Consider the following 7661-nt stretch of genomic DNA (forward strand, 5'->3'; position numbering starts at 1 on the left):
GACTCACGGCGGACAAGCAGCGAGGGGGGCGGCCCCGAAGAAAGACAAAAAAGAGATTAAAATCATAGCCATAACTCTATTAACAGGAGGGTAATTAGCCCGAATTGCCAGCCTGCTCACAATCGGATTCTTTTGCTGTCGATAGAATGCACCACGCTGGCATACCCATAACAAGAGAATCCAACAATGAAAACCACCCTCAAACTGAGCGCGGTGGCAGTTATCTTTTTGCTGTCCGGCTGTGATGACAACAACTCTCAGGCCCCCGGTGATCTCACCCTGCGGCTGATCGAAACCTCTGATATCCACTCCAACCTGCTGAGCTACGACTACTACCAGAACAAGCCGGATGCCTCGCTGGGCTTTGCCCGCACCGCGGTGCTGATCCGCAAGGCCCGCGAAGAGAACGCCAACAACTTGCTGATCGACAACGGCGACCTGATCCAGGGTACCCCGCTGGCCGACTATATCCACGACCAGCAGGTCAAACAGCAGTGGCTGAGCAAGCAGACCCACCCCGCCATCAAGGCGCTCAACACCATGAGCTATGATGTCGGCAACCTGGGCAACCACGAATTCAACTTCGGTCTCGACTTCCTCTCGGAGACCCTGAAAGGGGCCAACTACCCCTACATCAACGCCAACGTCTTCCAGGCCGATGCCTTCAGCCGCGATGGCAAGGGCACCATCAACTGGAGCAAGCAGAAGTTCAAACCCTATGTGGTGCTGGATCGTCAGGTGAAGGATGCCAACGGCAATACCCAGACCATCAAGGTCGGTGTGCTGGGGCTGACCCCGCCCCAGATCACCCAGTGGGACAAGCGCAATCTGGAAGGCAAGGTGGTGGTGGCCGATATGGTCGAGACCGCCGAGCACTATGTACCCGAAATCCGCGCCAAGGGCGCTGACATCGTCGTGGTCGTGGCCCACACCGGCATCATAGGTGACCCGCGCGAACCCATGATGGAGAACGCCGCCCTGCCGCTGGCCAAGGTGAAGGGGGTTGATGCCCTGCTGCTGGGCCATGCCCACCGCACTTTCCCGGGCGACTACCCCAACATGACCGACGTGGACAACGAGAAAGGGACACTGGCGGGCGTACCAACCGTGATGCCGGGCGTCTGGGGCAACCACCTCGGCATCATCGACCTGCACATGACCTGGAAAGAGGGTCGCTGGGAAGTGGCCTCCAGCCAGTCCCAGCTGCGCAAAATCGACAGCAGCGCCAGCAGCACCGAAGATCAGGCGGTAGTCGATCAGGTCATTGCCGAGCACGAGCAGGCCAACCAGTGGCTGGACGAGCCCCTAAGCAAGATCACCAAGCCAATCCACAGCTTCTTCGCGCTGGTGCAGGATGACCCCTCCATCCAGATCGTCAGCGACGCCCAGCTGTGGCACGCCAAGAAACTGCAACAGGATGGTCAGCTCAAGGAGAAATGGCCCATCCTCTCCGCCGCCGCGCCATTCCGTGGCGGTCGCAACGGCCCGACCGACTTCACCTATGTACCGGCTGGCAATATCTCCCTGCGCAACGTGGCCGACCTCTATGTTTACCCCAACACCCTGCAGGTGGTCGCCATCAATGGCGCGACCGTACAGGAGTGGCTGGAGAAGAGCGCCGTCCAGTTCAACAAGATCGATGCCGCCAGTACCGCTACCCAGTGGCTGGTGAACGAGAAGTACCGCACCTACAACTTCGACGTGATCGACGGGGTGAACTATCAGGTCGATGTGACCAAACCCGCCCGTTACGATGTGGATGGCAACAAGGTGAGCGACAGCTACCGCATCACCAACCTCACCTATCAGGGCAAGGCAATCGACCCGGCCCAGATGTTCTACGTGGTGACCAACAACTACCGCGCCAGTGGTGGTGGCAACTTCCCGGGCATCAACGCCAAGGTGATCGTCCATGAAGATCAGTTCGAAACCCGCGAAGTGCTCTCCGAATACCTCAAGGATCTGGCAGAGAAGAATCCGGCCGGTTTCGAGCCCCCGGCAGACAACAACTGGCAGCTGGCCCCCCTGCCCGCCAATCTGGATCTGCGCATCTACAGCTCGCCACGCAGCGAGGCGCAAGCCCTGACCGGCGGCAAGCTGAACTATGTGGAGACCCTGCCGCCCACCGATGCCAAACACCCCGGCTTTGGCGTCTACAAGCTGGTGCTGGCACCCTGAGCCTCAGGGTTAATCCGGCAATAACCTCTGCAACCCCCTCCTGATACGAGGGGGTTTTTGATGCTTCTGGCAGAGGGTTCTGCACCTGTAAGCCAGCCGCCACCCGCAGCAGTTCACGCAGCCCATTTATCCCTTCACGCCCTCATCCCCCTCTATCACACCATCCAGATCCCGGCTGGTCTGCCCCATCCCGCCCATAAAAAACAGGCCCACCGAAGTGGGCCTGCTGTTATCTGTGTGATCGGGAATATCGCGATAAAAGGCGCTACTCCCGCTCCTTCACATAGGGGGTGCCGAGCGCCTTCGGGGCCACCGCACGGCCGATAAAGCCAGCCAGCAGGAACACGGTCAAGATGTAGGGCAGTGCCTCGATGGCCTGCACCGGAATGGCGAAGCCACCGATGCTGACCCCTTGCAACCGGATGGCGACCGCATCGAGGAAGCCGAACAGCAGACAGGCTGCCATGGCATTCCAGGGGCGCCATTTACCGAACACCAGCGCCGCCAGTGCCATAAAGCCCTTGCCCGCACTCATGTTGGGGATGAACTGAGCCGTCTGGGCCACCGCCAGATAGGTACCACCGATACCGGCCAGCAGGCCGCCGATGAGGAGCGCGGTGTAGCGCATCCGCACCACCGAGATACCGGCGGTATCGACCGCTGCCGGTGCCTCGCCCACCGCCCGCAGCCGCAAACCGAAGCGGGTACGGAACATCACCCACCAGGCCAGCGGTACGCAAGCAAACGCCACGTATTCCAGCAGGGAGTGGCCGCTGAGCAGCTCGCTGTAAAGCTGGCCGATCACCGGCACATCCCACAGCTCCTTGGCATAGGGCAGATCGATGGGGGCGAAACGGGCATCACCGGAGAGCGCCGGAGTCTGGCCACCCTGATCGAACCAGTAACGACCCAGGGTCACTGTCAGACCGGCCGCCAGAATGTTGATGGCCATGCCGCTCACCACCTGATCACCGCGGTGGGTGATGGTGGCAAAGCCGTGCATCAGGGCAAACAGGATGGAGACACCCACCCCGGCCCCCAGACCTACCCAGGCAGAACCGGAGACCGCAGCCGCCGCGCCACTGGCGAACGCCGCCGCCAGCAGTTTGCCTTCCAGCGCGATATTGACCACCCCGGAGCGCTCGCAAAACATGCCCGCCATAGCGGCGAGAATGAGCGGCGGCGCGGTACGAATGGTCGCATCCAGCATCAGGATCAGAATTTCAAACATGATCAGACTCCTTTAGCTTGCGCGGCTGAGCGGTTGGCAAACGCCAGATAGAGCTGCTCGATGCGCGGACGCATCATGTGCTCAAGGGCGCCACAGAACAGGATCACCAGACCCTGCAACACCACCACGATGTTGCGGTCGACACCAAACTCGAAGCTGAGCTCGGCGCCCCCCTGATAGAGGAAACCGAACAGCAGGCTGGCGATGATGACGCCAACCGGATGGTTGCGCCCCATCAGCGCCACCGCGATACCGGTGAAGCCGAACCCTTCCACGAAGTTGAGCTTGATCTGGTGCAGCTCACCCTGCAGCACGTTGAGGGCAAAGAAGCCAGACAGCATGCCGGAGATCACCATCGCCAGGATCACCACCTTGGGATAGGAGATACCGGCGTAAGCGGAGGCGCTTTGGCTGGCGCCGACCGAGCGGATCTCGTAACCCCAGCGGGTGTGCCAGATAAAGACCCACACCAGCGCCGCACAGATCAGCGCCCAGAAGAAGCTGATATTGAGCGGGCTGTTGGGGATCTCCATCCCGAACAGGTTCGCCAGCCCGCTCATCTTGGGCAGCCAGCTTGCTTCGGCAAACACCTTGCTCTCGGTCGCCATCGAGCCGGGAGGCTTGAACACCTCCACCAGCAGATAGGCCATCAGCGAGGCGGCGATGAAGTTGAACATGATGGTAGTGATCACGATATGGCTGCCGCGCTTGGCTTGCAGCCAGGCCGGAATAAAGGCCCAGGCCGCACCGAACAGACCACCGGCAATGATGGAGAGCGGCAACAGCAGGGCAAACGGCAGCACATCGCCGAGCATCAGACAGACCAGACCCACACCGAGCCCACCGATATAGGCCTGCCCTTCACCACCGATATTGAACAAACCGGCGTGGAAGGCGACCGCCACCGACAGACCGGTAAAGATAAAGCCGGTTGCGTAGTAGAGGGTGAAGCCGACCCCTTCACCGGTGCCGAACGCGCCGTACCACATGATCTTGGCGGCATCGACCGGGTTGATATCGAGGTAGTAGAACAGAATGGCCGACACCAGGAAGGCCAGCAGGATGTTGACCGCAGACAAGACGCCTACGGAGACCCAGGCAGGAATACGTACTTGGCTCATCAGTGGGCCTCCTTGGCAACTTCGTCCGGCACTATGTTCGCCATCATCAGACCAATGGTGCGCTCATCCGCCTTGGCACCATCCAGCTCGCCGACGATGCGACCGTCGGCAATGACCAGGATCCGGTCAGCGAGGCTCATGATCTCGTCCAGCTCCACCGAGACCAGCAGCACCGCCTTGCCCTTGTCGCGCATGGCGATGATCTGCTGGTGGATATACTCGATGGCGCCGATGTCGACCCCGCGGGTCGGCTGGCCGATCAACAGCACATCCGGGTCCTGCTCCACTTCCCGGGCGATCACCAGTTTCTGCTGGTTGCCACCGGAGAAGTTGGCGGTCTTGTGATCGGGATGGGGCGGGCGCACGTCCCACTTTTCCATCTTGGCCTGACAATCCTGCTGGATCGCCTCCTTGTTCTGCAGCCAACCCTTGTTGTATTGCGGGCGGCGGTGATAACCGAGGATAAAGGCCTCTTTCGCCTCGAAGCGGTTGATCAGCCCCATCTTGTGGCGATCTTCCGGCACATGGCCGAGGCCGTAGTTGCGCACCAGCTCGGGATCGGCCGGGTGCTCCGCGCTCACCTTGTGCACGCCGCTGCGGCTGCTGATGGTGAAGCTGCCCTTGCTCGGCTTGAGAATGCCGCCAAGCAGACTGAGCAGTTCGGACTGACCGTTGCCGGAGACCCCGGCGATGCCGACCACCTCACCGGCCCGCACCTCGAAGCTGACCGATTTGACCCGCTCCACCTTGCTGGCGTCGACGTAGCTGAGCCCTTCGATCTTCAGCTTGGCTTCACCGGGCTGGGTTGGCCCCTTGTCGACCTTGAGGCGCACCTTGCGGCCCACCATCAGTTCGGCCAGCTGCTCCTTGTCGGTATCCTTGGTGGCGACGTGTGCCACCATCTCGCCACGGCGCATGATGGAGACCTGATCGGTAATGGCCAGGATCTCCCGCAGCTTGTGGGTGATAAGGATGATGGTCGCCCCCTGATCCCGCAGCTTTTTCAGCACCTCGAACAGGTGATCCGCCTCTTGCGGGGTCAGTACCCCGGTCGGCTCGTCGAGGATCAGGATGCGGGCGCCGCGATAGAGCGCCTTGAGAATTTCGACCCGCTGTTGCAAGCCAACCGGCAGATCTTCGACCTTCTCGTGCAGCGGCACGTCGAGGCCATAGTCTCGCGCCAGTTCGCCCAGCAACTTTTCGGCTGACGCCACGCTCTGCTGAAGGTGCCAGCCGTTCTCAGCGCCGAGGATGACGTTTTCCAATACGGTGAAGTTGTTGACCAGCATGAAGTGCTGGTGAACCATGCCCACCCCTGCGGCAATCGCATCTTGTGAGCCATGGGGTTTGAAAGGATTCCCGTCGATCAGCATCTCGCCTTTGTCGGCATGGTAGAAACCATAAATGATGCTCATCAGGGTGGACTTACCGGCGCCATTTTCGCCGACAATGCCGTGGATACTGCCTTTGCGAACCTTAAGGTCGATCAGCTTGTTGGCGTACACTTCGCCGAACCGCTTATCGATACCTCTTAATTCGATGGCATAGCGATCTGTCTGGTCCATGATGCAGCCCTGCGTTTCATGAAATAAGACTAAAAACCGGCCCGTGCGGGCCGGTGGTGCGTTGAGAGTCGTAGCAGCTATCTAATTAGTATTTGCAGGTGTTATCGCTCATGTAGTCATGAACCTTGACCTTGCCAGCGATGATTTCAGCCTTGATGGCATCTACCTTGGCTTTCATTTCCGGGGTGATCAGCTTCTCGTTGTCCTTGTCGAGCGCCCAATCCACACCGCCTTCGGCCAGACCCAGGTTCTTGATACCCGGCTTCCACTCGCCTTTGGCAGCGTCATCCCAGGTCTGGTAAGCGGCCAGCCCCACAGACTTGACCATGGAGGTCAGCATGGTGCCCGGTTGCAGGTGGTTCTGGTTGGAGTCCACACCGATGGCGAACTTGCCGCTGTCCTTGGCTGCCTGATAGACACCGATACCGGTACCGCCAGCTGCGGCGTAAACCACATCAGCGCCCTTGGCGAACTGGGACTTGGCCAGCTCGGCACCTTTGGCCGGGTCAGCAAACGCGGCCGGGGTAGAGCCCGCCATGTTCTGGAACACTTCGATCTTCGGATTGACGAACTTGGCACCCTGCTCGTAGCCGCACTGGAATTTGCGGATCAGCGGGATATCCATGCCGCCCACGAAGCCGACCTTGCCGCTCTTGGAAGCGATGGCAGCCAGTGCGCCCACCAGGAAGGAACCTTCATGCTCCTTGAAGATGACGGACTGGACGTTCGGCTTGTCGACCACCATGTCGATGATGGTGAACTGGGTTTTCGGGAATTCGGTCGCTACCTTCTCTACCGCAGAACCCATGTTGAAACCGACCGCCACGATCGGGCCGTTGCCACGGCTGGCCAGACGACGCAGACCCTGCTCGCGCTGGGCTTCGTTCTGGGGTTCAAACTCTTTGACCTTGACGCCCTTGTCCTTGTTGTAGAGCTCGACGCCGTTACGGAACACGGCTTCGTTGAATGATTTGTCATACTTGCCCGCGGTGTCATAAATGACGGCTGGCTCGGAAGCAGCCTGAGCAGAGAGAGCAGCGAGAGTGAGGGAGGCCACAGTGGCCAGCTTGAGCACTTTAGTCACGATCGTATCCTTGATTGTTATTAAGTGAGGGAACTTGCTTGCCTGTCAGAGCAGGCTATCTAGCACGCAGGCTTACTCTAAGTCAGCCCCGATGCGGGTCAAGCAAATGATAAGGGAAAAACGTTTGCGTTAACGGTTTGAATTCTAAGCAAATAACCTTATAAGCAGTTGTTTTTTAGCTACTTTTCAGTTTTTTATGCTAACAACCAAAAGACCCAAACGACATTTCTCTTATTGTTCAGCAAGTTACTGTAAACCGTTTTCCCCTCTTATTCATCCAGCCCCCCGGCAAGCCCGTGATCCGGCTCGCAAAATCCCCACAAACCGCGCGAGCAAGGATTGGCTACAGCTGGAGACCTCCCCGCCCTCCTCTCTCTGCGCCAGCCAAAAATGGCCGCATCGGCACCCCCGTAAGCCCCCATCTCGCCCCTCCCCCCGAGTTTGGATTTGGTCTGGCAGGGGGATGGCCGTATAATCCCCGC

5 protein-coding genes are annotated in these 7661 nt (G+C 59.5%); 1 reads left to right on the plus strand and 4 read right to left on the minus strand.

Translation table 11 applies throughout. The annotated features are described in order from the left end of the window. Positions 1-186 precede the first annotated feature (186 nt). Positions 187-2178 carry a bifunctional 2',3'-cyclic-nucleotide 2'-phosphodiesterase/3'-nucleotidase gene (locus A9G06_RS13275; RefSeq protein ID WP_069555541.1) on the plus strand — a complete coding sequence of 664 codons (1992 nt, stop codon included), beginning with the start codon at positions 187-189 and terminating at the stop codon, positions 2176-2178. A 265-nt stretch (positions 2179-2443) separates the two neighbouring features. On the opposite strand, the gene A9G06_RS13280 is transcribed toward A9G06_RS13275, so the two are convergent. From A9G06_RS13280 to A9G06_RS13295, 4 genes are all read right to left on the minus strand, one after another. After that, positions 2444-3409, minus strand: coding sequence for an ABC transporter permease (locus A9G06_RS13280; protein ID WP_005340795.1), 966 nt, complete (start codon positions 3407-3409; stop codon positions 2444-2446). 2 nt (positions 3410-3411) lie between these two features. After that, positions 3412-4530, minus strand: coding sequence for an ABC transporter permease (locus A9G06_RS13285; protein WP_005357011.1), 1119 nt, complete (start codon positions 4528-4530; stop codon positions 3412-3414). After that, positions 4530-6095, minus strand: a complete 1566-nt coding sequence (locus A9G06_RS13290; RefSeq protein ID WP_069555542.1) for an ABC transporter ATP-binding protein — start codon at positions 6093-6095, stop codon at positions 4530-4532. The genes A9G06_RS13285 and A9G06_RS13290 overlap by 1 nt, the downstream gene beginning before the upstream one ends. An 85-nt stretch (positions 6096-6180) precedes the next feature. Then, entirely contained in the window at positions 6181-7179 is a 999-nt protein-coding gene (locus A9G06_RS13295) for a BMP family ABC transporter substrate-binding protein (protein ID WP_005340803.1), read from the minus strand. Positions 7180-7661: the final 482 nt, after the last annotated feature.

This window comes from Aeromonas sp. DNP9 (genome assembly GCF_001728955.1).
GTDB lineage: Bacteria > Pseudomonadota > Gammaproteobacteria > Enterobacterales > Aeromonadaceae > Aeromonas > Aeromonas veronii.